A 25,833-nucleotide genomic window follows, 5' to 3' on the forward strand; every position below is an offset into this window, starting at 1 on the left:
TGGGAATGAAAGGCACAGGATCATGGCACAGGACACTCGCCCAACACTTCGTTTTCTGGGAGCCGCCGGAACAGTAACCGGATCGCGCTATCTGATTGAAACCGGGGATCGCCGCATTCTAGTTGATTGTGGCTTGTTTCAAGGCTTCAAATCGCTGCGGGACCGCAACCGCAAGGCGTTTCCGGTACGCCCCTCCACCATTGACACCGTACTTCTGACGCACGCGCATCTCGATCACTCAGGCTATCTGCCTGCGCTGATCCGCGGCGGGTATCGAGGGAAGGTGATGTGTACCGAAGCGACGGAGGAACTCTGCGGCCTGATCCTGCCGGACAGCGGCCATATCCAGGAAGAGGAGGCACGTTTTGCCAAAAGGCACCGATACTCCAAGCACAAGAACCCCAAGCCGCTCTACACGTTGAAAGATGCTCAGGCGGCGCTTGAGCATTTGCACAGAGTTCCCTTCAACAGCACAATCGATGTTGGTGACGGAATATCCGCAGAGTTCATCCCGGCGGGCCATTTGCTCGGTGCGGCGCAGATCCGTATCAGACTGCCGGGAAGGACAATCCACTTCAGTGGCGACCTCGGCCGACAGAACGACGCACTGATGCGACCACCACAACCGTTCTCAGGTGCGGACGTGTTGGTTTGTGAATCCACCTATGGCAATCGCCATCACGCAGCCATCGACGCGGAGGAAGAGCTTCTGCCAATCCTGAAACGTGTTTTCGGGCGGGGCGGTACGGTTCTCATCCCCTCATTCGCGGTTGGGCGCGCGCAGGGGCTTATGTATCACATTGCACGCCTGCAAAACCGCGGCGAGATCCCATATGTGCCGGTTTATCTCAACTCGCCAATGGCGATCGACGCGACCGAAATCTACCACGGCCATCACGAAGAACATCACGTTGCCTGGGAGGATTGCCTTGCGATGTTCCAGATCGCCAAGCGGGTCACTTCGGTCGAGGAGTCGAAGAAGCTGAACACGCAGCATGGCCCGATGATCATCATTTCGGCGAGCGGCATGTTGACCGGCGGGCGGATCCTGCATCACCTCGCCAGCTTCGGCGGCGACCCGCGCAACGCAATCCTGCTGTCGGGCTTTCAGGCTGGCGGTACCCGCGGGGCGGCACTGGCCGCTGGCGCGGACAGTCTGCGCATGTTCGGTCGAGATTTCCCGATCAGGGCAGAGGTGATCCAGCTCGAAGCCTTTTCCGGACATGCCGATGCCGAAGAGTTGCTGGCCTGGATGCGCGCGTCGGATCGCGCGCCGCGCATGACCTATGTGACTCACGGCGAACCTTCTGCCTCGGACCGGCTGCGCTGGCGGATCGAACATGAACTCGGCTGGCCTGCCCGCGCCCCCGAACACCTCGAAACGATCCGGCTGGACAATCCAAAATGACAGAAATCGACAATACGCTCGCCCTGTCCCGCGCGGGGATCGACACTTACCGGCAACCCGTTGTCTTCATGCGCGAAGACTGCCACGTCTGCCGCGCCGAAGGCTTCGCAGCCCTGACCCGGATCGAGGTCACGCTCGGCGACAGGTCGGTGATTGCCACGCTGAACGTGTTGACCAATGGCGACTGGCTGCCCGACGACACTGCCGCCTTGTCGGAAGAAGCCTGGGCCGCCCTGAAGCCCCAACCGGGGGACCGGGCAAGTTTTACGCACCCGGAGCCACCGGACTCCGTCTCAGCGATCCGCGCCAAGGTCTATGGAGAAACCCTTGAGCAGCAAAGGTTCGACGCAATCATTCGTGACGTCCTCGATCATCGTCTCTCCGATCTCGATCTGGCAGCCTTCATCACCGCCTGCGCGGGCGACCGGCTTTCGATTGCGGAAACCATCGCACTGACCCGATCCATGCAGGCGGCGGGCGAAACGCTGGATTGGGGCGGCGCCGAGATCTACGACAAGCATTGCGTCGGGGGGCTTCCAGGAAACCGCACCACGCCGATCATCGTTTCGATCATCGCGGCGGCGGGGCTGATGATCCCCAAGACCTCTTCTCGCGCGATCACTTCCCCCGCAGGCACGGCCGACACGATGGAGGTCATGGCTCCCGTCTCGCTCGACATCCCCGCGTTGAGACGCGTCGTCGAGGCTGAGGGCGGGTGCATCGTTTGGGGGGGCAACCTCGCTCTCAGCCCTGCGGACGATGTTCTGATCCGGATTGAACGGCCACTCGATTTCGACAGCGACGGACAGCTGGTGGCGAGCGTCTTGTCGAAGAAGGCTGCGGTCGGTGCGAAGCGCGTGCTGATCGATGTGCCCGTCGGACCAACGGCCAAGGTCCGCTCGGCGGAAACCGCCGCTGCGCTGGCAGAGCGGCTCCGCGCCGTTGGCAAGGCCATCGGCCTGACGCTCTCGATCCATCAAAGCGACGGGACTGCACCTGTCGGCCGCGGAATTGGACCCGCACTTGAAGCCCAAGATGTCCTTGCCGTGCTACGCCGCAACGAGAACTTCCCTGTCGACCTGCGCGACCGTGCACTCGACATCGCTGGAGCGCTGCTGGACCTTGTCCCCGAGACGGGCAGCGCGGGCGGGCGAAAGGTGGCCGCACAGCTGCTCGACAGCGGCGCTGCCGAGGCGAAGTTCATGGCGATTTGCGATGCACAAGGCGGTTTCACTGAGCCCGGTGAGGCGCGTTATCATGCGGTGATCACCTCCCGCACGGCGGGGCGCCTCATTGCGATTGACAATCGTCGCATCGCGCGCACAGCGAAACTCGCCGGCGCACCGCGGCAGCAGCTCGCAGGGCTGCGCCTTCTGGTCCAGATCGGTGACCATATCGAATTTGGCAAGCCGCTGTTCGAGATCCACGCCGAAACGCTGGGAGAACTGGAATACGCCCGCTCCTATGCCGAGGCGCAATTGGGACTTTGCACAATTGAGGAGGCAAACTGATGACCATTATCGCCCCCTTTCCCGGCATGGAGCCATTGGCGCGCAGAATGGCGGCGACATCCGGTGCCGAAATCCAGCCGGTGGACTTGCACCATTTTCCCGATGGTGAAACCCTCGTGAAGCTCGGCGGCGATCCTGCAGGACGCGAAATCGCCTTCCTCGCCACGTTGCGCGATCCTGATCGGCTGGCGTTGCCTCTGCGTTTCGCAGCTCTGACGGCGCGCGAACTTGGGGCCGCGCGTGTGGGGCTGGTCGCGCCCTATCTTGGCTACATGCGCCAGGACAAGCGGTTTCATCCACGCGAAGCTGTGAGCGCCCCGATCTTCGCGGGATTTCTTGATGAATGTTTCGACTGGGTGATGACCGCTGACCCCCATCTGCATCGCAACCCGAGCCTTTCAGCGCTGTTCCGCATTCCCGCATATCGTGTCGCCACAGCCCCTCTGCTGGCCGACTGGATTGCGGCGAACGTTCCAGAGGCCGTGCTCCTTGGGCCTGACAGCGAAAGCCAGCAATGGGTGGCTGAAGTCGCCAGGCTCGCCGGACGCCCCTACGAAGTGCTGACAAAACATCGCTCCGGGGATCGGCAGGTCGAGATCAGCCTGCCGGGCAGCGCCGTTTTCCGACAGGGGACACCCGTGATCCTCGATGATATCGCCTCGTCCGGACACACGCTGATCCGAACGCTCGAACAACTCGAGCAGGCCGGTGCCCGACCTGCGACTTGCGTAATTATCCACGCGGTTTTCGCACACGGCGCAGAGGAAGCAATCCGCCATGCCGGTGCCGCGCGGATCGTCAGTACCGATACGATTCCACACTCAACGAACGCAGTCTGCGTCGGCGAGCTGTTAGCGACAGAAATGAAAGTTGCTCAATGCGCCACTTGACCTTCCAGTTACTGGAAGAATTAGGTTTGAGGCAATGAGCTAGAAATACGGGAAAGGATCCCCGAATGAACAACCATCACGAACATGCCAACGGATCTGACGATCAAGTTCCTTCTGGCTACGCGGGCACGGTCTTCACTTGCCCGATGCACCCCGAGGTACGCCGCGCCGAACCGGGAGATTGCCCGAAATGCCAGATGCATCTGGTGCCGGAGGGCGAGCCCTCGCAACACCACGCCCATCATCAGCACACGGGCGACGCGGTGGAGCCAAACCACTTGGACTCGGTTCCCAACGACTACACTGGCCCGGTTTATACCTGTCCGATGCACCCTCAGGTGCGCCAGACGCATCCCGGGTCTTGTCCGATCTGCGGTATGGGGCTGGAACTGGAATCGGCCGCCATGGAAGCGGAAGGCCCGAACCCGGAGCTTGTGGATTTCAGCCGTCGTTTCTGGGTGGGGGCCATTTTGACCGTACCGCTCCTTGTGCTGACCATGGGCCCCTATCTTGGCCTGAGCGGGGTGCGCGAGATATTCGGAGAACGCGTCACCCTCTGGGTCGAACTCGCGCTCGGGACACCCGTTGTCTTTTGGTCCGGCTGGCCTTTCCTTGTTCGTGGCTGGAACTCGTTCCGGACAAGGAACCTCAATATGTTCAGTCTCATTGCCATGGGTGTAAGCGCCGCATGGCTGTTCAGCATCATCGCCGTCCTGGCACCGGGCATATTCCCCGATGGGTTCCGGGATGCCGAAGGGCATGTCGGCGTCTATTTCGAGGCGGCGGCTGTGATCGTCACGCTGGTCCTTGTGGGACAGGTGATGGAGCTGCGCGCTCGCGAAGGCACTGGCAAGGCGATCCGTGCTCTTCTGGATATGGCCGCCAAGACGGCACGTATTATCCGCGACGACGGAAGCGAGGAAGAGGTTCCATTGGAACAGGTCCAGGTCGGCGACCGACTACGTGTGCGACCCGGTGACAAGGTGCCGGTCGATGGTATGGTCGTCGAAGGCAGGTCCTCAGTTGACGAAAGCATGATCACGGGCGAGCCGGTACCTGTAGAAAAGGTCGGAGGAGACCCTGTAACGGGTGCCACGATCAACGGAACCGGCAGCCTGATCATGGAGGCGACGCGCGTCGGCGCCGACACGATGCTGAGCCAAATCGTCGAGATGGTGGCCAATGCGCAGCGGTCTCGCGCGCCGATCCAGAAATACGCCGACAAGGTCTCCGGATATTTCGTGCCTGCAGTTATTGGCATCGCCGTGCTGGCCTTCATTGGCTGGGCCATTTGGGGCCCGGTCCCGGCCCTTTCCTATGCTCTTATTGCGGCCGTTGCCGTTCTCATCATCGCTTGTCCCTGTGCCCTCGGCCTTGCGACACCGATGTCTATCATGACGGCGACGGGGCGCGGCGCGCAGGCGGGTGTCCTGATCAGGAATGCAGAGGCACTGGAACGGTTCGAGAAGGTCGATACCCTGATCGTCGACAAGACCGGCACGCTGACGGAAGGCAAGCCGAAACTTGTCGGCGTCTACCCTGAACCGGGTCACGATGAGGTAGAAGTGCTTCGGCTTGCCGCATCGCTGGAACGCGGCTCCGAGCATCCTCTCGCGGAAGCCATCGTACGCGGTGCTGAAGAGCGTGGCGTCGACCTGGCAAAAGCCGACGCCTTCGAGGCGGTCACCGGCAAGGGCGTCAAAGGCACGGTGGACGGGCGGGTAGTGGCGCTCGGCAACGTGAAACTCCTGACTGACCTCGGACTTGATGCAGCAGAGCTTCGGGACAAGGCGGATGCCCGTCGGGATAATGGCGAAACGGTTATGTTTGTCGTCGTCGAGAATGACGTTGCCGGTCTTGTCAGCGTCGCAGACCCGGTAAAGGCGACCACACCGGCCGCCCTGAAGGAACTGCACGCACTTGGGTTCCGTATTATCATGGCGACGGGAGACAATGAGCGTACCGCTAGGGCCGTCGCGTCCAGTCTAGGCATCGACGAGATCCGCGCCGATGTGATGCCGGAAGACAAAGCGAAGATCATCAAGGAACTTCAGGCCAAGGGGCACAAGGTTGCCATGGCCGGCGACGGTGTCAACGATGCACCTGCCCTGGCTCAGGCCGATGTCGGGATTGCCATGGGCACCGGCGCCGATGTGGCCATTGAGAGCGCAGGGTTCACGCTCGTCAAAGGGAACCTCGACGGTATCGTGCGTGCGCGCAAACTCGCCCGCGCGACCATGCGGAACATACGCCAGAACCTGTTCTTTGCTCTGATCTACAACACTGCGGGCGTGCCCGTCGCTGCGGGGATCTTGTTCCCATTCCTCGGGATCTTGATCAGTCCGATGTTTGCGGCCTTTGCCATGAGCGCTTCCTCAATCTCGGTCGTCCTAAACTCCCTTCGGCTACGGCGCGCGCAGATTTGAGGGGAAACAAGAACGATCGCGAGGTCCATCAGACCGTTCAATAAACAGTATTGGGTACAATCCATCGCCGGAGAAGGGGCAACAGCGTTCAGACAATCACCTGCAAACCAAGGAGACCAAAATGACCTACATTTCCAGACAGATGATCTTAGCCATTGCTGTGGTGTGGGCGCTGCCAGTCGGCGCCCAAGACAGCGGGCATATGACAGATAATGGGGCGATGAGTCAGATGATGAGCTCCGGACTGTTCCTGCCAAACATGGATGCAGCCAAGGGGCGTGCGCTGTTCGCCTCGAAAGGCTGTGTCGTTTGTCATTCTATCAACGGGGTCGGAGGCGAGGATGCCCCCGCCCTTGATGCAGCGTATATGGACCTGCCAATGAACCCGTTTGAATTTGCCGCCCGAATGTGGCGCGGCGCGCCGGCGATGGTCGCTGCCCAAGAGGATGAGCTCGGCGGGCAAATTGAATTCACAGGTCAGGAGCTTGCCGATATCATCGCGTTCGTTCACGATTCCGAAGAACAGAAGGCATTCTCTGCCGGCGACATCCCCGAAAAGATTGAAGAAATGATGCACCAAATGGGTGAGGAGGATCACGACTGAAGCGTCAGGGGATATCGCAGTAGAATAAGGCAATGCGTCGAAAGTTTCATTTGCGCCCTAAGATGCCGATCCTATGGCGGACCGCTTCTGCGCCAGCCAAAGTAATCCAAATCCCGCGGCTAACATCGGCAAGGAAAGGAATTGCCCCATCGTAAGCCCCCAGTCACCAAACTGCACAACATACCCAATCGGATTGTTCACGTCTGCGAATTGAGCGTCGGGCTGGCGAAACAACTCTACAAAACTTCTCGCAAAACCATATCCGGCCAGGAAGAGCCCGCAAATTGCCCCTGGTGTCCTAAGCCATCCGCGCCGCCACGCAAGGAATAGGAGAGCGAAGCCAAGCAACAGGCCTTCCAAAAGGGCTTCGTACAGTTGCGAAGGATGCCGTGCGCAAATGTCGGTTATTCCCGGGCATGATTGCGCTGCGTCACCGGGAAATATGACGGCCCAGGGCATGTCCGATGGGCGGCCCCATAGTTCATTGTTTATGAAATTTGCGATCCGGCCCAAGAACAAGCCCGGAGGCGTTGCCAGAGCGAGAAGGTCAGCCATGCTCAGGAGCGGCATACGCTGACGGATGCCATAAACAAGCGCGGCAATGGTTACGCCAGCAAACCCACCATGAAATGACATTCCCCCTTGCCAGACCTTCAGAATTTCTAACGGATTGGCAAGATAGAACCCGCGCTGATAGAACATCACGAACCCTAACCGCCCGCCAACGATCACCCCGATGATAATCCAGGTCAAAAGATCCTCAATTTGGCGCGGTGTTAGCGGGGCGCCCGATGCAGGCCACAGAGCGGCGCGTTTGACCGTGGCAACACAAATTCTCCAGCCGACGAGAAGGCCGATGATATAGGCCAACGCATACCAGCGGAGAGTCAACGTAAACGTGCCGATCTCAACCGAAAATATATCCGGCCCGATATTTGGGAACGGAAGTGCGGACAAAGGCATGGACATTCTTTCTAGTCATTCGGGTGAGGTCGGATCGTGCACATACGCCGTTCGTGCTCTCTCATGGTTTGTTCATCGCGAGTGAAGCTTCCGCGGGCTATTGGCCCGACTGGAGTTCTTCCAAGGACTGCAAAATGACACTTTGGCGCGGGTCTTCGGAGGAAACGGGCACCAATAGCTCTTTGGCTCGACTGTACGCGTTCAAGGCGAGGTCAGTTTCGCCGAGCACCCTGTAGGCCCTGCCAAGACGCATCCATCCATCGATATCGTCTGGTTCAGCCTCAAGGCGTGTTGCCAAACGTTCCACCATGGATCGGATAAATGCATCTCGATCGACATCATCCATCTGGCTGGCCGCTTCGACATCTGCAGCAGTGGGGCCGGGCGAATTGCCTGACATTACTGGAGCATAATCCGACAAACTGATAGGCGCTCGGCCTAGTGCCGCACCTATCCGGTTTGCTTCCGCGACAAATGTTTCCATCCAGGGTGCGAACCCATCCACTTCGTCCAATCGCGTGAGAAGACGATTGTAGGCCTGCTCATTCGCACCCGCTTGCGCAAGCCCGACAGCATCGTAAAAAGTTCCAGCAGGATTGGTCGGATCGAGCTCAAGTGCTCTTGCAATGGCCCGCTTCGCTTGGGGTGTCACGATCCCCTGTTCGGAAACGATGAGAGCTTCCGCATAGATCGAAAACACAGCAGAATCGGCATTCATGGATTGTGTTGCACGCTCGTAGGCCGATGCGGCATCCGAAGCGCGGCCCAATTTCATGAAGGTCTGTCCAAGGAGCATCCAGCCCTCCAAGGCTCCGCCTTCTGAATCCGCCTGCAACCGCTGCAATAGCTTCTGCGCCAACGCTTCGATTTCACGATTTTGCGCGACCTCTGCCTGGCGATCCTCGAAAGCGATGCTGGATAGGTTTGGCGCTCCAGCAAAACTGTAATACCCCGCCGCGAACAGCGGCACAAAGACCGCAGCAGCCATGAGTATGACCCTGCCGCCGCCGTTGGATTCCCCGGTGTTTTTTACTCTCCCCACGGAGAGAACCCGCCGCTTGATTTCCTGTCGCGCCGCATGCGCCTCTGCGACAGAAAGCAGGCCGCGTTCAGCATCCCGATCGACTTCAGACAACTGGTCCTTCAAAACTGCGAGAGTCCTGTCTTCGGCCGGACCTTGCACCAAGGCAGGCTTCCACGCCGAAGCCGCAACAATACCTGAGGCAGTCAAGGCGAGGACTGCCATTGCAATCCATATCATCGGTGGTCCCCTTCGCTGGATGAAGTGAAAATGCGTGCGACCTCGGCCTCCTCGTCATCGCTCAGGTCTGCGATTTTTTTTCTTTTTCGAGAGCCCATCAGGATGCCGCCACCGATCCCCAGAGCCAAGAGCCCAAGGAGTGGGGGGGTAAACCAGAGAGCGTAGGTCTCGGGTTTAAACGGAGGCTTCAGTAGAACGTAATCGCCGTATCTCGCTTGGATGAAAGCAATTGCATCTTCGTTCGTGTCACCCGCAACCAACCGTTCCCGGACCAAAAGTCGTAGGTCGCGCGCAACGCCGGCGTTCGAGCTGTCAATATCCTGATTTTGGCAAACTACGCAGCGAAGCTGCCTGGAAACCTCCCGTGCCCGAGCCTCGAGGATTGGATCGGAGAGGATTTCGTCGGGCTCAACAGCCTGCGCAGACATTGGCATGATGAGTGCCAACACAAGGAAAAAACGACGCATGTCAGCTCCTCTCCTCTAACACACCCGCTTGTCGGAGAGCCTGGCGAAAGGTTGATACAGCCTCTTCACCGACGATCGGGCCGACGTATCGGTAGAGCACCGTTCCATCGCCTCCGACAATGAATGTCTCGGGCACACCCGAAATCCCCCACTCGATCCCGGCACGACCTGACAGATCCAAGCCAATACGTTCGTACGGGTTCCCGAGATTTTGAAGCCAATTGACCGCGTCTACCGGTTGATCCTTGTAGTTGATCCCGAACAAACGCACGCCATCGCGCTCAACCAAAGCGCTCAGAACCGCGTGTTCGGCACGACAGGGAACGCACCAGGAAGCGAACACATTAACGACGACTGGCGTTGGGTTTCCGAGCAGGTTTTCCCGAGACAGTCCCTGTACATCAAGACCCGGCACCGGCCCGAGAATGAACGAGGGAGCTGGCTGAGAAATGAGAACCGAAGGAATCTCGCTTGGGTCACGATTGGGATTCAGGCCCCACAAGAAAAATCCGCCGACAATCACTGCCAGTACCAAGGGAATAATCGCTACAGCTCGTTTCATTGCTCACTCCGCTGCGACCGGTTTCGTGGATCGTGCCTTGGAGCTTTGGGGTGCCCCGACCCGGAAGCGGCGATCGGACAAGGACAGACTGCCGCCTATGACAAGCATGGCCGCACCCAACCAAAGCAAGCCGACGAATGGCTCATAGAGAATACGCAGAGTCCAGGCACCGCTCTCTTCGGCTTTGTCCAGAGAGGGTTCCGTGATCGAAGCGTATAGGTCTCCCGCCAGGGTTGACCGTATCGCCGATTCTGTTGTCGTACTTTGTGCGACCGGATAGCTGCGCCGTTCAGGTTTGAGAGCCGTCACGAAAGAGCCGCCCCTTTCGACGCGCAGGGTTCCCTGATCCGCAATATAGTTCGGGCCACGAACGCGCTGCACACCTTCAAATGTGACATCAAATCCCGCAATGTTGACACTCGTGCCGGGCTCTACAAATGCGATCTCTTCAGATTTCCAAACCGAAGAGCCAATCATGCCGATCATCAAGACCGCAACTCCCGCATGAGCGAGCGTCATTCCATGCGCCGCGCGGGGCAAATTGCGGGCACGCCGGATGCTTTCCTGGAGCGGAACCTCGAACAAACGAACCCGCAGCGCCCATTCACGTAAGGAAGCAAAAAACAACCAAAGCGCGATGAGGATCGAAAGATATGCCAACACGGGCCCGCCTTTGGCGAAATACCAAATTGCGAGCGTTGCCAGCACCGCCAGCACCACCACGAAGCGGACACGTTGAAGCACTCCGACGAGATCGGCTCGTTTCCAGGACAAAAACGGCCCCAGACCCATGACAAAAACCAAGGGGAGCATCATTGGTACGAACGCGCCATTGAAGAACGGCGGACCGACGGAAATCTTGTCACCAGAAACGGCTTCGAGAAACAGCGGATAAAGCGTACCGAACAGAACCGTGCCAGTCGCTGTAGCCAGGATCAGGTTGTTTAGCAACAACCCTGCCTCTCGACTAATCGGCTTAAACAACCCGCCACCTTCCATCATTGGCGCCCGCCACGCATAGAGTGCAAGTGAGCCACCAATTGAAATCGCAAGCAGGCCAAGAATGTATAGGCCTCGCTCCGGATCCACGGCAAAAGCATGCACAGAGGTCAGCAAGCCAGACCGAACCACAAATGTGCCGAGGAGTGACAGCGAAAACGTCAAGATCGCGAGCAGGATTGTCCAGCTTTTGAACGCGTCACGCTTTTCAGTGACAATCGCCGAATGGAGAAGTGCTGTCCCGAGAAGCCAGGGCATAAAACTGACATTTTCAACCGGGTCCCAGAACCACCATCCACCCCAACCCAGTTCGTAATATGCCCACCACGATCCGAGAGCTATCCCCGCAGTCAGGCTGATCCACGCGGCCAGTGTCCAGGGTCGAACCCATCTTGCCCAGGCTGTGTCGATCCGTCCCTCGATCAAGGCTGCGGCTGCAAACGAAAAGACGATCGAGAAGCCGACATATCCAAAATACAGCAGCGGCGGGTGCATCGCGAGGCCGATATCCTGGAGCAGAGGATTGAGGTCAGCGCCATCAAGCGGCGGAGGAAAGACGCGCTCGAACGGATTGGATGTAAAGAGAAGGAAGGACAGAAACCCGACGCTGATCCATGCCTGCATTGCCAAAGTTCGCGCTCGAAGTGTTTCCGGTAGGTTTGAGCCGAAAGCAGCAACCGCAGCACCGAAGATGGTCAGAATGAAGACCCAGAGCAGCAACGATCCTTCATGACTTCCCCAAGTCGCCGCGACTTTGAAGATCATTGGTTTCAGCGAATGCGAATTGTTCGCGACGTTCAAAACAGTGAAATCAGAGACAACAAAAGCGCGCATCAAGGCGGCAAAGGCAAGTCCGACGAAGACGACCTGCCCAAAAGCAGTTGACCGGGCTGAACGCATCCAGAGAAGATTGCCCCGGGCCGCGCCGAAAAGAGGAATAGTCGATTGGACGATGGCCAACGCCAATGCGAGGGCCAGCACAAAATGGCCGAGTTCCGGGGTCATAGGAGCCTCATGATCTTTGGCAGTGGGATCGACTGGTGATCAGTTTCTCAGTCGTCTAAAGCGGCCTTGCGCTTGCGATACTCGTCTTCATCAATCTCACCGCGCGCGAAGCGATCCCTGAGAATGTCCTGAGCACTAGACCCGGAAACACGGTCCTTTTCGCTGAACCAGCGAACGGCGAAGAATATCAGCGCAATAATCACGCCCCAGAACACGATCATCATCAGCCCTCCCAGCATTCCAAATCCACCGCCCCACATGTGGCCGTAATAATCTCCGCCTGGGTCCGCCATGGCGGCCGTCGCGAACAGCGTGAATGCTGCGGTTGTGTTGGTAAGTCTAAGCATGTCGGTTTCCTTTTCTGTCATTTCATGTTTCAGCAACTGGCAATCGAATTGTCGCGATAAGCCCGCCGTCCGGGTGGTTCACCAGACTGATCTCCCCACCCTGCGCGCGAAGAATGGACCTTGCGATCGACAGGCCCAGCCCATGCCCGCCGGTTTCCAGAGATCGGCTTTCTTCAAGCCTGAAGAATGGGTCAAATACGCGTTCCAATTCTGCGGTTGGAATCCCCGGCCCTCTGTCAGTGACGGAAATTTCTATTTCCCCATCGGCTGATATCCAGCCCAGCGTTGCGGACCCGCCGTAGCGCACCGCGTTCTCGATCACGTTTCGCAATGCCCGTCGAATGGCATTGGGGCGCAATCGAACCGTGACTTCGGGGCCGTCAGAGAGCACAAACGGTACGACCATATCCCCCCGCAGAGCTTCTAGGAACGATTGCAGGTCAACATCCTGCATTGGTTCGTTCCCTGAGAGACCTTTCGCGAAGGTAAGGGTTGCTTCCACCATCGACTGCATTTCTTCGACGGTTGCGACGAGACTCTCTCGGGTTTCGTCTTCCTCTACCATTTCTGAATGTACTCTCATTGCGGTAAGCGGAGATCGAAGATCATGTCCAAGGGCCGCCAGAACCCTCGTTCGGTCGGCAACGAACCGTGTCAGCCTGTCCTGCATGCGGTTGAAACCAGCGGTCAGCTCCCGAACCTCCTGGGGTCCCCGTTCTGGCAACGCGTCTATGTCTTCTCCACGCCCCAATCGTTCCGACGCCCCGGCCAATCGCCGCAGAGGGCCCAGCAGTCCGGTCATGACAAACCAGCTCACTGCGACCAACAGGGCCATTGCCGTCAGACCAAATGTCAGCATGGAATAAAGCGGCCACTGGATCGGCGGACGCTCAAAGCGCGTACTTACGTTCAACCACTGGCCACCGGCGATCGAAATTGAAAGGTTCATCTCGATAGCGGACAGTTCACCTCGCATCATGGCCAAGTGCATCTCGGTCATTTCGTGCGACAGGTTCGGTAGCGGCAGGATCGCGCCTTGGATCTGGTGAAGCTCCACACGAATGTCGCGACTGTAGCTGTCGTTCAGGAGTGCGCGGACGCGGGTTTCAACCAACCCGCCATCCGAATGGTCGCTATGTTGCACAAGCGGCTTCGTCCCGAGGTCAAAGCGAACAAGGGGCGAGTTCGCCGCGCGGATAATTGATGGGCGCAGGTCAGCGGGTGCCTCTTCAATCAAGCGCGCAACATTTGCCGCTCGTCCAGCTGCCTCAAACCCAAGAGCAGCCCGTATGGCGAGGCTTCGTTCATCGGCGAAGAGCCACAGGCTGACAAACTGTGCGATCCCCAACGCGATAATGATGAGAAGAACGAGTTGGACCCGGAGAGATCGTAGGAGCCGCCAGATCATTCGGACACCTCGACGTCGACCGACAGGCAGTAGCCGCCGCTTCTGATCGTCTTGATAATACGTGGACGGAGAATGTCGGGCTCGAGCTTTCGCCGAAGGCGCGAAATCTGGTTGTCAATTTTCCTGTCCAACGGACCAGCGGAAATGCCCTGAGAAAGATCTAGCAACTGATCGCGGCTCAACACCATCCGAGGGCGCTCCAGAAGGACCGTCAGCAGTTTGAATTCTGCGACCGTAAGAGCGGTCTCTTGTCCCGCGTCGTCGAGAAGCACCTGCCGGTCTACATCCAAGGTAAGGTGTGCAAAGCGGACTTTGCGGCCGCTCAGAGATCCGGTGAAGGCCTCTTTGTGCTCGCTTCTTCGCAGGACGGCTTTGATCCTCGCAAGGAGTTCGCGTGGATTAAACGGCTTGGGAAGATAATCGTCCGCACCGATCTCCAAACCGACAATACGGTCCGCATCTTCACCGAGCGCGGTTAACATGATGATCGGCAGTCGCCCTTCGCTTGACAGACGTTGGCAAACGGAAAGGCCATCCTCGCCAGGCATCATGATATCCAGGACCAGTAGGTCGAAGCTTCCGACAGCCAGCTTCGCGTCCATCTCCGCCGCATCCTTGGCAGCGGTTGCTCGCATGCCATTCTTTTCCAGATAGCGGGTTACACTTTTCCGGATCTGTTCATGGTCATCCACGACGAGAATATGTGGCGCGTGTTGCATGGGGCCCTTCTAAAGCATTGGAAATCAGACGGTCAGGTTCCTTTTTGTCGCCAATTGTATCAGCCCCTGTCCATTGCGACAGACGGATACAAATCCACGGGTGTACGTCCTTACATTCAAATGTTTGATGCCAAGTTGTATGAGGTCAAAAGAAGGAAAGGCTTCAAAATGTCCTACTCAACAAAAGTTTCTACCGGTCTTCTGGTTGCCGTTCTCACAGCAGGTGCTGCGCTCGCCGATGACAGCCATCACCAAGCTGCGGGCGGTGAAAGCGTCTCTCCCAATGTACTTGCTCAACCGATGGCAGGGACGGGCGGGCCCGGAATGATGATGGGTGGCGGCATGATGGATCCCAGTCAGATGGCCGAGCATCTTCAGATGATGCACGGCATGATGCGCATGATGATGCAAATGCATTCGGGCATGATGAGCGGAAACGGCAGCATGATGGGACCAAGCACAACCGGTCAAGGTATGTTCCCGATGATGGGGGGCAACATGATGTCAATGTTCGATATGGATGGAAACGGCGCGGTGTCTCCCGAAGAGGCGCATGAGGGCCTTCAGTCGATGCTGTCGGACTATGACGCCGACGGTAATGGCACGCTCTCGATTGACGAATTCGCGTCGCTTCACGCCAAGGCGATGCGCGAGACCATGGTCGATCGTTTCCAGATGCTTGATGCTGATGGCGACGGCCAGATTTCTCAAGGCGAAATGGTCGCCCCTGCCGACAACATGGCACAGGGTATGGCCGCAAATCCCGGAATGATGACGGACGAAGACAACTGAACCCCGTCGTTCAGAAATTCCCCATTCAGGTAAGCCCGTCAACGGTTCGGTGCTTTGGGTTTGCCTGAACAAGATCGAGAGGGCTCAAAATGAGTTATACCTACAACAGACATCTGCCCAATACGGCGATTGATGATGCGGAGATGCGCCTGCGCGAAGCCCTGAAAGAAAAGGGATTTGGTGTACTGACCGAAATCGACGTACAGGCAACAATGAAGAAAAAGATTGACCGCGACATGGATGGATACCGCATTCTGGGTGCGTGCAACCCTCATATGGCATGGGAGGCCATTGGGCTGGAGCCCCGTATAGGATCGATGCTGCCTTGCAATGTGATCTTGCGGACGGTCGAAAACGGCACTGAAATCAGCGCTGTTGATCCAGTGGCTTCGATGGCCGCTGTCGAGAATGAGAAGCTGCACGAAGTCGCCGCGCAGGTGCGCGATATGCTGCGATCTGCGGTTGATAATGCATAAACTAAACTGAGGAGGCAGACCATGCTGAGCCGCCGTCAAACTTTTGGCCTGTTCGCATCGAGCACCTTGCTTGCCTATTCGCCAGCTTGGGCTGACAACCATGACGTATGGGCGCTCGATACTCTCCATGATGCGCTGAAAAGCGATTTGGCAAGGCTTGTGGACATCCGCAGACCCGAGGAATGGCAAGATACCGGCGTCGCGGAGGGGGCGTGGCCAATCGACATGACCCATCCGCGGTTCGGGGAGCGCCTCTTCGACGCCCGCGATCTTGCTGCGGGACGCCCGGTCGCCCTGATTTGTCGGACCGGCCATCGCTCAGGTCTCGTAATGAGCAAGTTGCGTGAAGCGAAAGCTGCCGGCTTTGTTGACGCCGTAGGCGGGATGCTTGGCGCCCCGGGGAGATCCGGCTGGATCGAGCAAGGTCTGCCGACAGTAACAAGAGAAGCCGCACTGGCCGCCCTCCCAAGTGAGCTAGCGTGAGACACAAGCTATACCATGACAAATCGTAGAGCCTTCATCGCCGGCTTGGCTGGCCTGCCGTTCGCCACAGGTCCGCTGGCGGCCATCGCACAGGGGAGTGTCAGGGCGTTGGCTATGCCACCATTGCTCGACGCAACCCGCGATCGGCATTTCCGTCTGACTGCCCAAAAGGGCAAGACCGATTTTACAGGACTGGGCGGCGGTGAGACCTGGGGGTTCAACCAATCCTTTTTGGGGCCTACGCTACGTCTTCCCGCAGGAGCTTCGACGCAAGCACAGATCGACAATACGCTGTCAGAGAAAATCTCGGTGCACTGGCACGGTATGCTGATACCCGGCGAAGTTGACGGCGGCCCACACCAGACCATTGAACCGGGCACGACTTGGTTTCCCGAACTGGATCTGACACAACCACCCGCTACTCTTTGGTACCACTCGCACGTTCATGGTGACACCGGACGACAAGTTCAAAGGGGATTGGCCGGTGTGATCCACGTTGATGACGGTCGGGACGATGCTCGGGGTCTCCCGATCTCATACGGCGTCGATGATTTGACCTTGGTTCTGCAAGACCGCCGGTTCGACCGGCAGGGCCGCATCGATTATGGCCTGTCTATGCCAGATCAGATGATGGGTTTCATGGGCAATGTCATTCTTGTTAACGGTCAGCTAGGCACCCAGGCTGTCGTCCCTCGCGGTATTGTCCGTTTGCGCTTGCTCAACGGCTCGAACGCGAGGATTTATCCCCTATCGTTTTCTGACCGTCGCGAGATGCACCTCATCGCGACGGACAGTGGCTATCTCAATCAACCTGTCGCCATTGAGTCCCTCGTGATCGCTCCCGGCGAACGATACGAAGTCCTCGTCGATTTTTCGGGAGGAGAGGCTGGCACGCTGGTATCCTCTGCAAATCCCAATCAGATGATGGGTGGGATGATGGGCGGCGCGAGCACTGCTGGGGGGAGCTTCGTAGTTGTACCCTTTGGTGTGGATGCGAGACTTCCTGCCCGCATTCTGGAAATACCCGCCGACTTGGGCGGCGTCCTGCCTGACGGTGAGGCCCGATCAGTCAATACACGTCAGATCACACTCGATATGCCAATGGGGATGGGCATGATGATGCGTAGGTCGAATGATCGGTTTGCGATCAATGGGCAGTCCTTCGACATGGGGAGGATAGACTTGTCTCTTTCGAAGGGGGCGACCGAGATTTGGCAAGTCTCCTCAAACATGATGATGCACCCGTTTCATGTTCATGGCGTGAGGTTTCAGGTGCTCGCCGAAAACGGAAAGAAACCAAGCATACAAAATTCTGGCTGGAAGGATACCGTGCTCGTAAATGGCCGAGTCGATATCCTGGTCAGCTTTGAGCAGACGGCAGATCGCGCCAATCCCTTCATGTATCACTGTCACATCCTTGAACACGAAGATGGAGGAATGATGGCGCAGTTCACGGTCACATGATCGTGCAAGCATGGGGATATGGTCGCCTGATTGGTTGTTTGGCGATAGCAACAGTTCTGTCTCTTGCAGCTTTCGGTTTTTTTTCGGGCACGGTTTCTCTGAGCAATCTTGGGGTCGCCTTTTCACAGGCTGAAGTGCAGCGCCATATTGAAAATGCCGGAGCCGTTGGCCCCCTCGCGGTTATTGCACTCATGGCCCTCGCGATTGTCGCAAGCCCCATACCGAGCGCACCAATCGCACTTGCCGCCGGGGCTGCATTTGGTCACTATCTCGGAGCCGCCTACGTAGCCATAGGCTCGGAGCTCGGTGCTACAATCGCATTTGTCTTCGCGCGAAAACTCGGTCGAAGCACAGTTCGGCGTTTTTTGGGTAAGTATTCAGAGTTCGGGCTGTTGGGGTCGCAAAAGGCTCTGATGTTATCAGTGTTTGCGTCCCGCCTGCTTCCATTCGTTTCTTTCGATGCAATCAGCTATGTTGCGGGCTTGAGCCAACTTCATCTATGGCGCTTCATGCTGGCAACTTTTGCCGGGATTTTGCCGGCGAGTTTTGTTCTTGCCCATTTTGGAGCTGTGGCCATGTCAGGGGATTGGGGAACGGCTGAATGGATCACGATAGGACTTGGGGTTGTGACAGCACTGCCTTTTGTCTTTTTGACCCTCAAAAATAGAAAGCAGATCGACGATGAATAGCGACTATAAAGCGGGCAGCATTTCTCTTTGGGATGCCGTCGCCATGGGGACTGGTGTCATGATTGGCGCCGGAATTCTGGCACTCACAGGCCAAATTGCGGAACTGGCCGGCCCTACCTTTCCACTTGTGTTCATCGTTGGAGCCATCGTTACAGCCTTCAGCGCTTACACTTACATAAGAATGTCCAATGCCTACCCGTCAGCTGGCGGAATTGGAATGATCCTGCAAAAGGCCTATGGACCAACCGCCGTAGCCGCTGCAGCGGCTTTGCTTATGGCTCTGTCAATGGTCATTAACGAAAGCCTAGTCGCACGGACCTTCGCAAACTATTTGCTCCGTGGACTGGGCATTGCACCAGATGGCTTACTGGTTCCGGCAATAGGCGTTGCTCTCATTATCGCAGCCTATGTCGTCAACATCTCGGGCAACCGCTCTGTAGGCTGGATTTCCCAGTTGCTCGCGGTACTGAAGGTTGGCGGTATCACTCTGTTTGGGATCTCTGCGCTTTGGGCCGGCGGGTTTACTTTTGGCACAACAGGAGATGGAACAGCTTCACAGGGTCTCAGCGGATTTGTTGGTGCCACAGCGTTGGCAATTCTGGCATTCAAAGGGTTCACGACAATCACCAACAGCGGCGCCGAGATAGTGGACCCACACCGCAACATCGGACGCGCGATCATCATTTCATTGGCGGTCTGCGTAGTGGTGTATCTCTTGGTAGCATTTGCGGTGGGAAGCAGCTTGCCGCTTGGCAAGATCGTCGAAGCAAAAGACTATGCGCTCGCGGAAGCGGCAGCACCGTCCCTTGGGGAAACGGGCTTCTATCTGACCGTCGCGCTCGCTTTGATCGCAACTGCATCAGGCGTGATTGCCAGCATCTTTGCGGTATCTCGTATGTTGGCAATGCTGACAGAGATGAAATTGATCCCGCACAGTCATTTTGGGATGTCAGGCGGAGTCCGCGACCATACACTGATCTACACAGTAGTGATTGCGAGCCTGCTGACCATTCTCTTCGACGTTAGCCGAATAGCGTCGATGGGGGCCTTCTTTTACCTTGTAATGGATATGGTTATTCACTGGGGAGTGTACCGAAACCTTAGGGCCGAGCTTTCTGCGCATGGATGGATCATGTTGACTGCAATCGGTCTCGACGCGATCGTGCTTGCCGTATTCGCTTCACTAAAGTGGCAGAGCGATCCAATGATTGTAGTGGTCGCATTCGCGATCATGGCTTGTGTATTGATCTTTGAGCATTGGTTTCTTCAGCGCACAAAAACCGAGCCACATCAACATGATCACAATGGGCATTGAGTGCTCGCGTGATGACCAGGTATCGAAGCAGTAATTCTTAGCGCTTCCAACATTCAAATTGGTCGGGTTTGAGCGATTTTGAGACCCACTTTGCCGATGTGTAGGACTACTTTCGTTGCCTCGATGGCGGGCGCCAACGCGCGTTTCACGAGGTCAGTGAAGACTATGGAAGACTGGTCGAGCCATTGAAATGAGGAAACGCAAGGGCTTAACCGCCGTCGAGATCCTCGTAGTAGACGAGCGCGGGCATGTTGCGGCGCTGATGCACGATGCGCAGGATGACTGCCGCCCCATCCGCCGCATCTAGCCGCTTGTAGAAGATCACGTGACGTTGGCAGTTGACGGACCGCAACCCCGGAACGAAGAGACTCCTGTCCCGACCCCGGTCGGGATCCCCGGTGATCTGCTCGAAGGCGTTGACCAACTGGCGGTAATAGACGAGCCATTGGTCCCTACCCCAAGTTTCGACGGTGTAGGCACGGATCTCTTCAAGGTCGGCCCTGGCCCGACCGGAAAGTCGAATAATCATATGGGTCAGCGATCAAATGCATCCGGTTCGAAGGCATGAGCATCGAACTCGGCGAAATCCCCATTTTCGGCCAGGGAGGCTGCTTCCTCTAGGTCGGCCTTGAGGGCATAGAACTGCCGGGCGCCATCCTTCTCCATCAGCATCCTTACGCCGGCGCGCACGACTTCGCTCAGATTGGCGTAGGCGCCGGACTCGATCTGCGCCTGCACATATTTCTGCATCGGTTCGGTCAGGTGGACGTTTGGCATCAGACTCTCCTATCCATGCTCAATCGTATCAGATACTGACATAGATATTCAAGCTCATGCTCGATCCCAACTTGGGCCCTAAATCGGCTCGCTGGCTGCTCCCGCCCTTCTGCTCCCGGATTCCATGCGGAGAGCCGGGCCGGGCAGTTTCCCGATACAGCCCTTCCCGAGGCCAGGAGCGCTGCGCCACGCGGTTTGGAGGGCTCATTCGATCTGTCCTTCCGTGACCACTTTCGCGGCCACATTGGAACACCCAATTTCCCCTTTGTAACAGACGTTTGTTTAGCAGCTAACATGAAAGGGGTCCGCAATTTTGGCCACTTTCAAGACGCAGAAGCAGCCAGAACCGGCGTCAGATCTTGGAAGCGGTCAAGCGACACAAGCGAACAGTCGCAAGCAACCATCAATCAAATCTCCTTGCTATCATTAATGTTGTTTCGTATCGCTGCACCATTATAGATGGAGTCGGCATCATGAAGCACGTGATCCACAGCGTGGCAACAGCCACGGCACTAACCATATCCGGACTAATGGCCTCGTCAGGTCCGGCTCAGGCCTATCAGGTGGACTGTGCAATCCTCCTCTGCCTTGCGGGCGGCTGGCCTGCCTCCGCGCCCTGCGCGCATGCCAGAGCGGTCTTCATTCGGCGGATCACACCATGGCCGATCGAGCCGCCCTTACAAATCTGGCGGTGTCCGATGGGTGTGTCGTTCAACGATCCCAGCCCGATGTCGCCTATGGAACGCCTTTATGACACCACGTTCCGCGATCCGCCCGAACCGCAGGAATCGACTTCGAAACCCCTTGTTCGCGTCCAAGCAGATGAGCAAGCTGACATCGACATTTCGGGCGACGCCTTTGATTTCGTGCGCAGCATACGGGTCTATCACATCCAGTATCGCCAGCACGAAAACCGAGATGGCGACTGCAATCGCAGCGACTCGACGCGATTGGGGTCCTACGGCGTGCAGGGCGACTACCGATGGACAAGATCCACCGTGGGCCAGGTGCCAGCCGCATCCGGCCTGAGCATCCCGAATGGATGCGGCAGCTACTTTTACCGTTCCGTCTTCGTCGACTGGCGTGATCACGCCGGGAACTATGGCTCTGAAGAGGTTCGCTACTGACAAAATCTGCGCGCGGTATTACCGCGCGCGTCCTGACAACCCCGCACGGAAGGCTGTGCAAAACCCCCGAAAAGGAGACGACGCCAGACCGTGAAGCCTGACGCCGTGCTAGAAAACTCCGTGAACAAGAGTTTCCTAGCGCACCGCTAAAACACCCGCAACCAGCAAAGTTGTTTTGCTGGCAAGAATGTTGTTGTCTCACGACATGGCGTCGGTTCTCCAAGGAGACCTCGACCATGGAACCTACGACCGGCCTGATCCTGCGACGGATCACACAGACAAATCTCTCTGTTGCTGCGCACAAGCTTGCTACCCTCATCCTCGATGCCATCGCCTGGAAGGATGGCTACAACGGTTTGTCGCGCGGAACGGCAGCCTTCACCCTCTCGGCCCTGGCGGAGAAGATGGGTGTTTCACGACAATATCTTTCGGTTCTATTGAGCGAACTTGAGACGTCGAAGTTGCAGCTCGAGCGGGCAAAGCCGAATGGAAAGTTCGCGCCCTGGATCTTTCGGTTTTCCGCCTTCGACGAGGAGAGTGAAACCCATGATCTCGTGTCAGGTGAAGGTGACACATCACTATCTAGAGATAATAATAACAAAACTATCTTCTCAGGACTGATCGACATCACCGCGAGTTCGAACGTTTTTCAGACCAGTTGGGCAGAGCTCATCAAAGCAGCGAAGGCCACGTTGCCCTGCTGGAACATCGACACCCAGGTCATCTGGGATCGCTTCCTCGCCTTCAATCGGTCCCGAGGCAACGGCAGGGTGCCGGCCGGCTTCCTGCTTGGCTTCATGCGCCGGTGGCGAAATTCGTCGGGAACTCCAACTCGTCCCGCGGTCAAGCCGCCCGCGAGACCAATAACGGACCCCAAAGAGCGCGAATTGCTGAGACAGATGCAAGCCGCACCAACTTCGAACCGCCAGTTCCACGCGTCCGACTTGTGTCGCTTGATCGGATACACTGCCTACGAAGCGCGTGTACTCGATGTGATCCACGAGTTTGGGTGCCAGAGGTTTTCAGCGACGTTGGCGGTGCACGGACGAGCGGTGCTGGCAGGGGAGATATCCAGGTAGATTCACCTGCCAAGCTTTGGATCCGGGAAGGCTCTGCCCCCGCGTACAGAAAATCGGCAGATAATGAAGTTTATGTTAAAAATGGAAGTATTAGCCAGCTTTCCTTGGCTTTCAGAAAATCCTGACCTGAGTTCCCACTTCTGCCAGAGCAAAAAGTTCAGCAATGTGCTCGTTGTACAGTCCAATACAGCCGTTTGATGATTGCCGACCGATCTTGCGCGTGTCACCGGTTCCGTGCACCCGGTAATACTGCCACGACAGATAAAGTGCGTGTGTTCCAAGCGGGTTGTCAGGACCCGGCGGCCAATAGTCAGGCCATTCGGGGTTACGCTCTTTCATTGATGGAGTGGGCCGCCAACTCGGCCCCTCCACCTTCCTTATAACCTCTGTATATCCTCGGCGGGTCAACTCTTCCGAGGCAGGGACACTCGACGGATAGAGTTTGTAGACACTTTCGTCTTCCGACCAATACTGGACTGCACGCGAGTCGATGTCGCACAAAATTGCACCGTGCTGAAGGTTATCGAAGTGGTCTTGCCAGAGATCCACACTAAAGGACGAAATATTTCTGCGTACCGCCGAGGGCTCCTGCTCCTGAGCACGGAGAAGGGAAGGTGCTGCCAGAAGTCCGATCATAGTTGTCGAAACGAACTGGCGTCGTGTTTTCAGTGTTTTTGTCATATGCCTCGCCTCACTCTTTTGTTGGCTGACGGATACGACCTCTAGTAGCTAGAGGTTCAACTGAAAAACGATGACGTTCTCGTGAGGCAGCGAGTTTACAGGTATCGACGCGTTTCAGCGCAATAATCGCGATACTTGGAGTCGTATTGTTCATGCAGCCATGGCTCTTCCGCGAGCGGGGCAAGGGCCAGCGCGGCAACTCCAACGATGACGATAGGCCAAACCCAAGATGAGGCGAAGAGAAGACCAAAACCTATCAGGATGGCCATGTCGGCAAGGTACTGCGGATGCCGAGAGAAACGGTAGAGACCCGAAGTGATCAGCTCGTCTTTCGCACCGCTGGTGGCTTTCAGTCCAATGCTGAATGCCCCCCACCAGACAATCAGATTTCCGGTTGCGATCAAGAACGGCCCGACCGCCCAACGGAGTGCGTTGGCCATAGAAGCGGATTTCCAATCCAAGATGCCCAAACCGATCACCGCCCCAAACACGGCCAATGTGAGTCCCCATGCAATGTTTGGTATGACTGAATGCTCTCTGTTTGGAGGCCAGATGCGCTTGGACGGGCGGGCGATCGACCAAAGGAGCGCACCAATCAAAACCAGACCGGATAGCAGGCCAACGACCACTAGTATGCCTTGGGCAATCGTCATGAGCGGTGTCCGAACACCTGCGCCTCCTGATGCGCATTGTCGCTCGCTTCGAATTCAAGCGTGGAATGCTCGATTGAGAAACGTTCATGCAGCACCGATTTGACGTTTTCTTTAATCTTGTCGGCCTCACCCATCCGTTCGCGTTCGACGACAATATGGCAGTCCAATGCCGCGGCGTGCTCCTGCATTTGCCACAGGTGGACATGATGCACGTCCACAACGCCATCGACACACTGGATCGCTCTGACCACGTCATTTCCATCAATACCTGGTGGGCTCCCAAGCATCAGGGTTCGAATTGGGCCCCCTATTTCGGTGAAGGACAGATACAGGATGTAGAGCGCGATGCCGATAGTGATGGCCGGATCAACCCAACGCATATCATAGAGTATTATGAGCGTCCCGCCGACTATGACGGCCACTGAAGCCAACGCATCCGAAAGGTTGTGGAGAAAAAGCGCACGGATGTTCACGCTCCCCTTCTGCATCGAATAGGTCAGCATTGCGGTCAGCGTGTCGACCACAAGCGCGATTCCACCGAGAATGACGACGGTCCACCCCATGACTTCGGGTGGATCAATCATGCGCATGCCACCTTCGTAGATCAGATAGAAGCCGATCACGATGAGGGTGGTGTAGTTGATCAGGGCCGCGACGATTTCGACCCGGCCATAGCCGAAGGTCATGCGCTCATCGGCCGGGCGGCGCGCGATCTTGCGTGCGGCGAAGGCAATGACAAGCGAGGCCATATCGGAAAAGTTGTGCAGCGCATCGGCGATCAGTGCCAGACTGCCCGAGAATATGCCCCCGACGACTTGCGCAACGGTAAGTAGCCCGTTTGCCCAGATGGCGATGGCAACCCGCCGGTCCCCAGAATTCGGATCGATATGCGCGTGCCCGTGGTCATGTGGCATTGGCAGGCTCCGCGTGCGCGTGTGTCGCGCGTCGGTCAGTCTTCAGGCGGCCGCTGCGGAAACCACGTACGCGCGCATTCATCCAGTGGCGTATTATATGACGGTAAAGGGCACCACGCAGCCATCCAAAGGATTGCTCATGGGACAAATAGAAGGCGTCCGGCGTATCGTACACGCCAAAATCTTGCACAATACCGGTTTTCTGAATGTAGGTATCTTCTCCGTTCCAGGCGACGGGAGGCGCGCCAAGGCAATCCGTGCCCGCGCCATAACCGCAGAGATTGTCTGTGTTCGAGAAAGACGTTTGCAGGACTTTGAGGAAAGCGTCATCCAGGATGAAGCCTTCAAGGTTAATCCAGGCACCTTGATATTCGATCTCTACCCATGAGTGGAGAATTTCCTGCGGAGCAAGCGGATACACCAGCTCAGGGACAACACCGCGCTGCAAGCCTTTGTGGATCGTAAACCCATGCAACCGGCAACGAATGCCGACACCACGCAGCAGCGCCATCAAGAGCGTGCCTTTGGTATTGCACTGCCCGTAGCCGTCGGAAAACACCTCGGATGCGGGGATGTCGTCAGCTCGATTGTATCCGAACGCGGTTTCATTCCGAACGAAATCATAGACTGCTCCGATCCGATCGTATTCGGACAAGTCGCGCCAGCTGCGGTTCTCTATTAGATGCGCAAGAGGCGCGGCATCAAAATCTAGTAGTTTGGTGGGTACAAGTAGGGGGTCGGTCATATGCAACAGGTCGCTCCTCGAATCGTCTTGGAACAAGACTAATTGCTATAGTCACTGTAGCTTCAATC

General features: G+C 57.1%; 27 protein-coding genes. 13 read left to right on the forward strand and 14 right to left on the reverse strand.

Annotation, left to right across the window (positions count from 1 at the left end; translation table 11 throughout):
* The first annotated feature begins 22 nt into the window (after positions 1 to 22).
* The 5 genes from QMG28_RS17940 (at position 23) to QMG28_RS17960 (ending at position 6,839) form a co-directional block, all read left to right on the forward strand.
* A complete protein-coding gene (locus tag QMG28_RS17940; RefSeq protein WP_066707496.1) occupies positions 23 to 1,408 on the forward strand; it encodes an MBL fold metallo-hydrolase RNA specificity domain-containing protein in 1,386 nt (461 codons plus the stop codon).
* Positions 1,405 to 2,919, forward strand: coding sequence for a thymidine phosphorylase family protein (locus QMG28_RS17945; protein ID WP_066707498.1), 1,515 nt, complete (start codon positions 1,405 to 1,407; stop codon positions 2,917 to 2,919). The genes QMG28_RS17940 and QMG28_RS17945 overlap by 4 nt, the downstream gene beginning before the upstream one ends.
* A complete protein-coding gene (locus QMG28_RS17950) occupies positions 2,919 to 3,809 on the forward strand; it encodes a ribose-phosphate diphosphokinase (RefSeq protein ID WP_009573625.1) in 891 nt (296 codons plus the stop codon). The genes QMG28_RS17945 and QMG28_RS17950 overlap by 1 nt, the downstream gene beginning before the upstream one ends.
* 65 nt (positions 3,810 to 3,874) lie before the next feature.
* A complete protein-coding gene (locus QMG28_RS17955) occupies positions 3,875 to 6,235 on the forward strand; it encodes a copper-transporting P-type ATPase (protein ID WP_009573624.1) in 2,361 nt (786 codons plus the stop codon).
* A gap of 121 nt (positions 6,236 to 6,356) precedes the next feature.
* A complete protein-coding gene (locus tag QMG28_RS17960) occupies positions 6,357 to 6,839 on the forward strand; it encodes a c-type cytochrome (RefSeq protein ID WP_009573623.1) in 483 nt (160 codons plus the stop codon).
* Between the two features lie 57 nt (positions 6,840 to 6,896).
* Here the strand turns inward: QMG28_RS17960 and lgt are convergent, their stop codons facing one another.
* From lgt to QMG28_RS18000, 8 genes are all read right to left on the reverse strand, one after another.
* On the reverse strand, positions 6,897 to 7,802 hold the full coding sequence (gene lgt, locus QMG28_RS17965) for a prolipoprotein diacylglyceryl transferase (RefSeq protein ID WP_009573622.1): 906 nt from the start codon (positions 7,800 to 7,802) through the stop codon (positions 6,897 to 6,899).
* A gap of 97 nt (positions 7,803 to 7,899) precedes the next feature.
* Positions 7,900 to 9,063 carry a c-type cytochrome biogenesis protein CcmI gene (gene ccmI, locus QMG28_RS17970; protein WP_009573621.1) on the reverse strand — a complete coding sequence of 388 codons (1,164 nt, stop codon included), beginning with the start codon at positions 9,061 to 9,063 and terminating at the stop codon, positions 7,900 to 7,902.
* On the reverse strand, positions 9,060 to 9,530 hold the full coding sequence (locus tag QMG28_RS17975) for a cytochrome c-type biogenesis protein (RefSeq protein WP_009573620.1): 471 nt from the start codon (positions 9,528 to 9,530) through the stop codon (positions 9,060 to 9,062). Before QMG28_RS17975 ends, ccmI begins: the two co-directional genes overlap by 4 nt.
* Before the next feature lies 1 nt (position 9,531).
* The gene (locus tag QMG28_RS17980) at positions 9,532 to 10,092 is read right to left on the reverse strand and encodes a DsbE family thiol:disulfide interchange protein (protein WP_009573619.1); all 561 of its coding nucleotides are present in this window, start codon (positions 10,090 to 10,092) and stop codon (positions 9,532 to 9,534) included.
* A 3-nt stretch (positions 10,093 to 10,095) separates the two neighbouring features.
* Positions 10,096 to 12,096: a heme lyase CcmF/NrfE family subunit gene (locus QMG28_RS17985; protein WP_028095416.1), complete on the reverse strand. Its 2,001-nt coding sequence runs from the start codon at positions 12,094 to 12,096 to the stop codon at positions 10,096 to 10,098.
* A gap of 47 nt (positions 12,097 to 12,143) precedes the next feature.
* Positions 12,144 to 12,464: an SHOCT domain-containing protein gene (locus QMG28_RS17990; protein WP_281843682.1), complete on the reverse strand. Its 321-nt coding sequence runs from the start codon at positions 12,462 to 12,464 to the stop codon at positions 12,144 to 12,146.
* Position 12,465: 1 nt separating this feature from the next.
* Positions 12,466 to 13,851, reverse strand: a complete 1,386-nt coding sequence (locus QMG28_RS17995) for an ATP-binding protein (protein WP_281843683.1) — start codon at positions 13,849 to 13,851, stop codon at positions 12,466 to 12,468.
* On the reverse strand, positions 13,848 to 14,570 hold the full coding sequence (locus QMG28_RS18000) for a response regulator (protein ID WP_009573615.1): 723 nt from the start codon (positions 14,568 to 14,570) through the stop codon (positions 13,848 to 13,850). The genes QMG28_RS17995 and QMG28_RS18000 overlap by 4 nt, the downstream gene beginning before the upstream one ends.
* Here QMG28_RS18000 and QMG28_RS18005 point away from each other — a divergent pair.
* The 6 genes from QMG28_RS18005 (at position 14,532) to QMG28_RS18030 (ending at position 19,789) form a co-directional block, all read left to right on the forward strand.
* Positions 14,532 to 15,362 (forward strand): EF-hand domain-containing protein, encoded by an 831-nt coding sequence (locus QMG28_RS18005; protein WP_081423917.1) that lies wholly within the window; start codon positions 14,532 to 14,534, stop codon positions 15,360 to 15,362. The genes QMG28_RS18000 and QMG28_RS18005 overlap by 39 nt on opposite strands.
* A gap of 89 nt (positions 15,363 to 15,451) precedes the next feature.
* The gene (locus QMG28_RS18010) at positions 15,452 to 15,838 is read left to right on the forward strand and encodes a DUF302 domain-containing protein (RefSeq protein ID WP_009573613.1); all 387 of its coding nucleotides are present in this window, start codon (positions 15,452 to 15,454) and stop codon (positions 15,836 to 15,838) included.
* 21 nt (positions 15,839 to 15,859) lie between these two features.
* Positions 15,860 to 16,321 carry a rhodanese-like domain-containing protein gene (locus QMG28_RS18015; protein ID WP_009573612.1) on the forward strand — a complete coding sequence of 154 codons (462 nt, stop codon included), beginning with the start codon at positions 15,860 to 15,862 and terminating at the stop codon, positions 16,319 to 16,321.
* Positions 16,322 to 16,336: 15 nt separating this feature from the next.
* Positions 16,337 to 17,785: a multicopper oxidase family protein gene (locus QMG28_RS18020; RefSeq protein WP_009573611.1), complete on the forward strand. Its 1,449-nt coding sequence runs from the start codon at positions 16,337 to 16,339 to the stop codon at positions 17,783 to 17,785.
* Positions 17,782 to 18,474, forward strand: a complete 693-nt coding sequence (locus tag QMG28_RS18025; RefSeq protein WP_009573610.1) for a TVP38/TMEM64 family protein — start codon at positions 17,782 to 17,784, stop codon at positions 18,472 to 18,474. The genes QMG28_RS18020 and QMG28_RS18025 overlap by 4 nt, the downstream gene beginning before the upstream one ends.
* The gene (locus QMG28_RS18030) at positions 18,467 to 19,789 is read left to right on the forward strand and encodes an APC family permease (RefSeq protein ID WP_009573609.1); all 1,323 of its coding nucleotides are present in this window, start codon (positions 18,467 to 18,469) and stop codon (positions 19,787 to 19,789) included. Before QMG28_RS18025 ends, QMG28_RS18030 begins: the two co-directional genes overlap by 8 nt.
* Before the next feature lie 208 nt (positions 19,790 to 19,997).
* On the opposite strand, the gene QMG28_RS18035 is transcribed toward QMG28_RS18030, so the two are convergent.
* Together QMG28_RS18035 and QMG28_RS18040 are read right to left on the reverse strand one after the other, a co-directional pair.
* The gene (locus tag QMG28_RS18035) at positions 19,998 to 20,318 is read right to left on the reverse strand and encodes a type II toxin-antitoxin system RelE/ParE family toxin (protein WP_009573608.1); all 321 of its coding nucleotides are present in this window, start codon (positions 20,316 to 20,318) and stop codon (positions 19,998 to 20,000) included.
* Positions 20,319 to 20,323: 5 nt separating this feature from the next.
* On the reverse strand, positions 20,324 to 20,566 hold the full coding sequence (locus tag QMG28_RS18040; protein ID WP_009573607.1) for a type II toxin-antitoxin system ParD family antitoxin: 243 nt from the start codon (positions 20,564 to 20,566) through the stop codon (positions 20,324 to 20,326).
* Between the two features lie 473 nt (positions 20,567 to 21,039).
* Between QMG28_RS18040 and QMG28_RS18045 the strand changes: the two genes are divergently transcribed.
* On the forward strand, positions 21,040 to 21,693 hold the full coding sequence (locus QMG28_RS18045) for a hypothetical protein (protein WP_040402907.1): 654 nt from the start codon (positions 21,040 to 21,042) through the stop codon (positions 21,691 to 21,693).
* A 236-nt stretch (positions 21,694 to 21,929) separates the two neighbouring features.
* Positions 21,930 to 22,772 (forward strand): hypothetical protein, encoded by an 843-nt coding sequence (locus QMG28_RS18050; RefSeq protein WP_096807337.1) that lies wholly within the window; start codon positions 21,930 to 21,932, stop codon positions 22,770 to 22,772.
* Positions 22,773 to 22,883: 111 nt separating this feature from the next.
* On the opposite strand, the gene QMG28_RS18055 is transcribed toward QMG28_RS18050, so the two are convergent.
* The 4 genes from QMG28_RS18055 to QMG28_RS18070 all read right to left on the reverse strand — a co-directional run bounded on the left by QMG28_RS18055 (position 22,884) and on the right by QMG28_RS18070 (position 25,765).
* A complete protein-coding gene (locus QMG28_RS18055; protein WP_235816322.1) occupies positions 22,884 to 23,408 on the reverse strand; it encodes a L,D-transpeptidase in 525 nt (174 codons plus the stop codon).
* 140 nt (positions 23,409 to 23,548) lie between these two features.
* A complete protein-coding gene (locus tag QMG28_RS18060; protein ID WP_165809144.1) occupies positions 23,549 to 24,106 on the reverse strand; it encodes a methyltransferase family protein in 558 nt (185 codons plus the stop codon).
* Positions 24,103 to 25,020, reverse strand: coding sequence for a cation diffusion facilitator family transporter (locus QMG28_RS18065; RefSeq protein WP_165809145.1), 918 nt, complete (start codon positions 25,018 to 25,020; stop codon positions 24,103 to 24,105). Before QMG28_RS18065 ends, QMG28_RS18060 begins: the two co-directional genes overlap by 4 nt.
* Positions 25,010 to 25,765, reverse strand: coding sequence for a transglutaminase-like domain-containing protein (locus tag QMG28_RS18070; RefSeq protein WP_165809146.1), 756 nt, complete (start codon positions 25,763 to 25,765; stop codon positions 25,010 to 25,012). The genes QMG28_RS18065 and QMG28_RS18070 overlap by 11 nt, the downstream gene beginning before the upstream one ends.
* Positions 25,766 to 25,833 lie beyond the last annotated feature (68 nt).

This window comes from Sinisalibacter aestuarii, from assembly GCF_027923545.1.
Lineage (GTDB): Bacteria > Pseudomonadota > Alphaproteobacteria > Rhodobacterales > Rhodobacteraceae > Sinisalibacter > Sinisalibacter aestuarii.

What these genes read in the sequence shown, in the direction of transcription:
- QMG28_RS17940 (WP_066707496.1), top strand. Translation starts at nt 23, where the DNA reads ATGGCACAGGACACTCGCCCAACACTTCGTTTTCTGGGAGCCGCCGGA.
- QMG28_RS17945 (WP_066707498.1), top strand. Translation starts at nt 1,405, where the DNA reads ATGACAGAAATCGACAATACGCTCGCCCTGTCCCGCGCGGGGATCGAC.
- QMG28_RS17950 (WP_009573625.1), top strand. Translation starts at nt 2,919, where the DNA reads ATGACCATTATCGCCCCCTTTCCCGGCATGGAGCCATTGGCGCGCAGA.
- QMG28_RS17955 (WP_009573624.1), top strand. Translation starts at nt 3,875, where the DNA reads ATGAACAACCATCACGAACATGCCAACGGATCTGACGATCAAGTTCCT.
- QMG28_RS17960 (WP_009573623.1), top strand. Translation starts at nt 6,357, where the DNA reads ATGACCTACATTTCCAGACAGATGATCTTAGCCATTGCTGTGGTGTGG.
- lgt (WP_009573622.1), bottom strand. Translation starts at nt 7,802, where the DNA reads ATGCCTTTGTCCGCACTTCCGTTCCCAAATATCGGGCCGGATATATTT.
- ccmI (WP_009573621.1), bottom strand. Translation starts at nt 9,063, where the DNA reads ATGATATGGATTGCAATGGCAGTCCTCGCCTTGACTGCCTCAGGTATT.
- QMG28_RS17975 (WP_009573620.1), bottom strand. Translation starts at nt 9,530, where the DNA reads ATGCGTCGTTTTTTCCTTGTGTTGGCACTCATCATGCCAATGTCTGCG.
- QMG28_RS17980 (WP_009573619.1), bottom strand. Translation starts at nt 10,092, where the DNA reads ATGAAACGAGCTGTAGCGATTATTCCCTTGGTACTGGCAGTGATTGTC.
- QMG28_RS17985 (WP_028095416.1), bottom strand. Translation starts at nt 12,096, where the DNA reads ATGACCCCGGAACTCGGCCATTTTGTGCTGGCCCTCGCATTGGCGTTG.
- QMG28_RS17990 (WP_281843682.1), bottom strand. Translation starts at nt 12,464, where the DNA reads ATGACAGAAAAGGAAACCGACATGCTTAGACTTACCAACACAACCGCA.
- QMG28_RS17995 (WP_281843683.1), bottom strand. Translation starts at nt 13,851, where the DNA reads ATGATCTGGCGGCTCCTACGATCTCTCCGGGTCCAACTCGTTCTTCTC.
- QMG28_RS18005 (WP_081423917.1), top strand. Translation starts at nt 14,532, where the DNA reads ATGGTCATCCACGACGAGAATATGTGGCGCGTGTTGCATGGGGCCCTT.
- QMG28_RS18000 (WP_009573615.1), bottom strand. Translation starts at nt 14,570, where the DNA reads ATGCAACACGCGCCACATATTCTCGTCGTGGATGACCATGAACAGATC.
- QMG28_RS18010 (WP_009573613.1), top strand. Translation starts at nt 15,452, where the DNA reads ATGAGTTATACCTACAACAGACATCTGCCCAATACGGCGATTGATGAT.
- QMG28_RS18015 (WP_009573612.1), top strand. Translation starts at nt 15,860, where the DNA reads ATGCTGAGCCGCCGTCAAACTTTTGGCCTGTTCGCATCGAGCACCTTG.
- QMG28_RS18020 (WP_009573611.1), top strand. Translation starts at nt 16,337, where the DNA reads ATGACAAATCGTAGAGCCTTCATCGCCGGCTTGGCTGGCCTGCCGTTC.
- QMG28_RS18025 (WP_009573610.1), top strand. Translation starts at nt 17,782, where the DNA reads ATGATCGTGCAAGCATGGGGATATGGTCGCCTGATTGGTTGTTTGGCG.
- QMG28_RS18030 (WP_009573609.1), top strand. Translation starts at nt 18,467, where the DNA reads ATGAATAGCGACTATAAAGCGGGCAGCATTTCTCTTTGGGATGCCGTC.
- QMG28_RS18035 (WP_009573608.1), bottom strand. Translation starts at nt 20,318, where the DNA reads ATGATTATTCGACTTTCCGGTCGGGCCAGGGCCGACCTTGAAGAGATC.
- QMG28_RS18040 (WP_009573607.1), bottom strand. Translation starts at nt 20,566, where the DNA reads ATGCCAAACGTCCACCTGACCGAACCGATGCAGAAATATGTGCAGGCG.
- QMG28_RS18045 (WP_040402907.1), top strand. Translation starts at nt 21,040, where the DNA reads ATGAAGCACGTGATCCACAGCGTGGCAACAGCCACGGCACTAACCATA.
- QMG28_RS18050 (WP_096807337.1), top strand. Translation starts at nt 21,930, where the DNA reads ATGGAACCTACGACCGGCCTGATCCTGCGACGGATCACACAGACAAAT.
- QMG28_RS18055 (WP_235816322.1), bottom strand. Translation starts at nt 23,408, where the DNA reads ATGATCGGACTTCTGGCAGCACCTTCCCTTCTCCGTGCTCAGGAGCAG.
- QMG28_RS18060 (WP_165809144.1), bottom strand. Translation starts at nt 24,106, where the DNA reads ATGACGATTGCCCAAGGCATACTAGTGGTCGTTGGCCTGCTATCCGGT.
- QMG28_RS18065 (WP_165809145.1), bottom strand. Translation starts at nt 25,020, where the DNA reads ATGCCACATGACCACGGGCACGCGCATATCGATCCGAATTCTGGGGAC.
- QMG28_RS18070 (WP_165809146.1), bottom strand. Translation starts at nt 25,765, where the DNA reads ATGACCGACCCCCTACTTGTACCCACCAAACTACTAGATTTTGATGCC.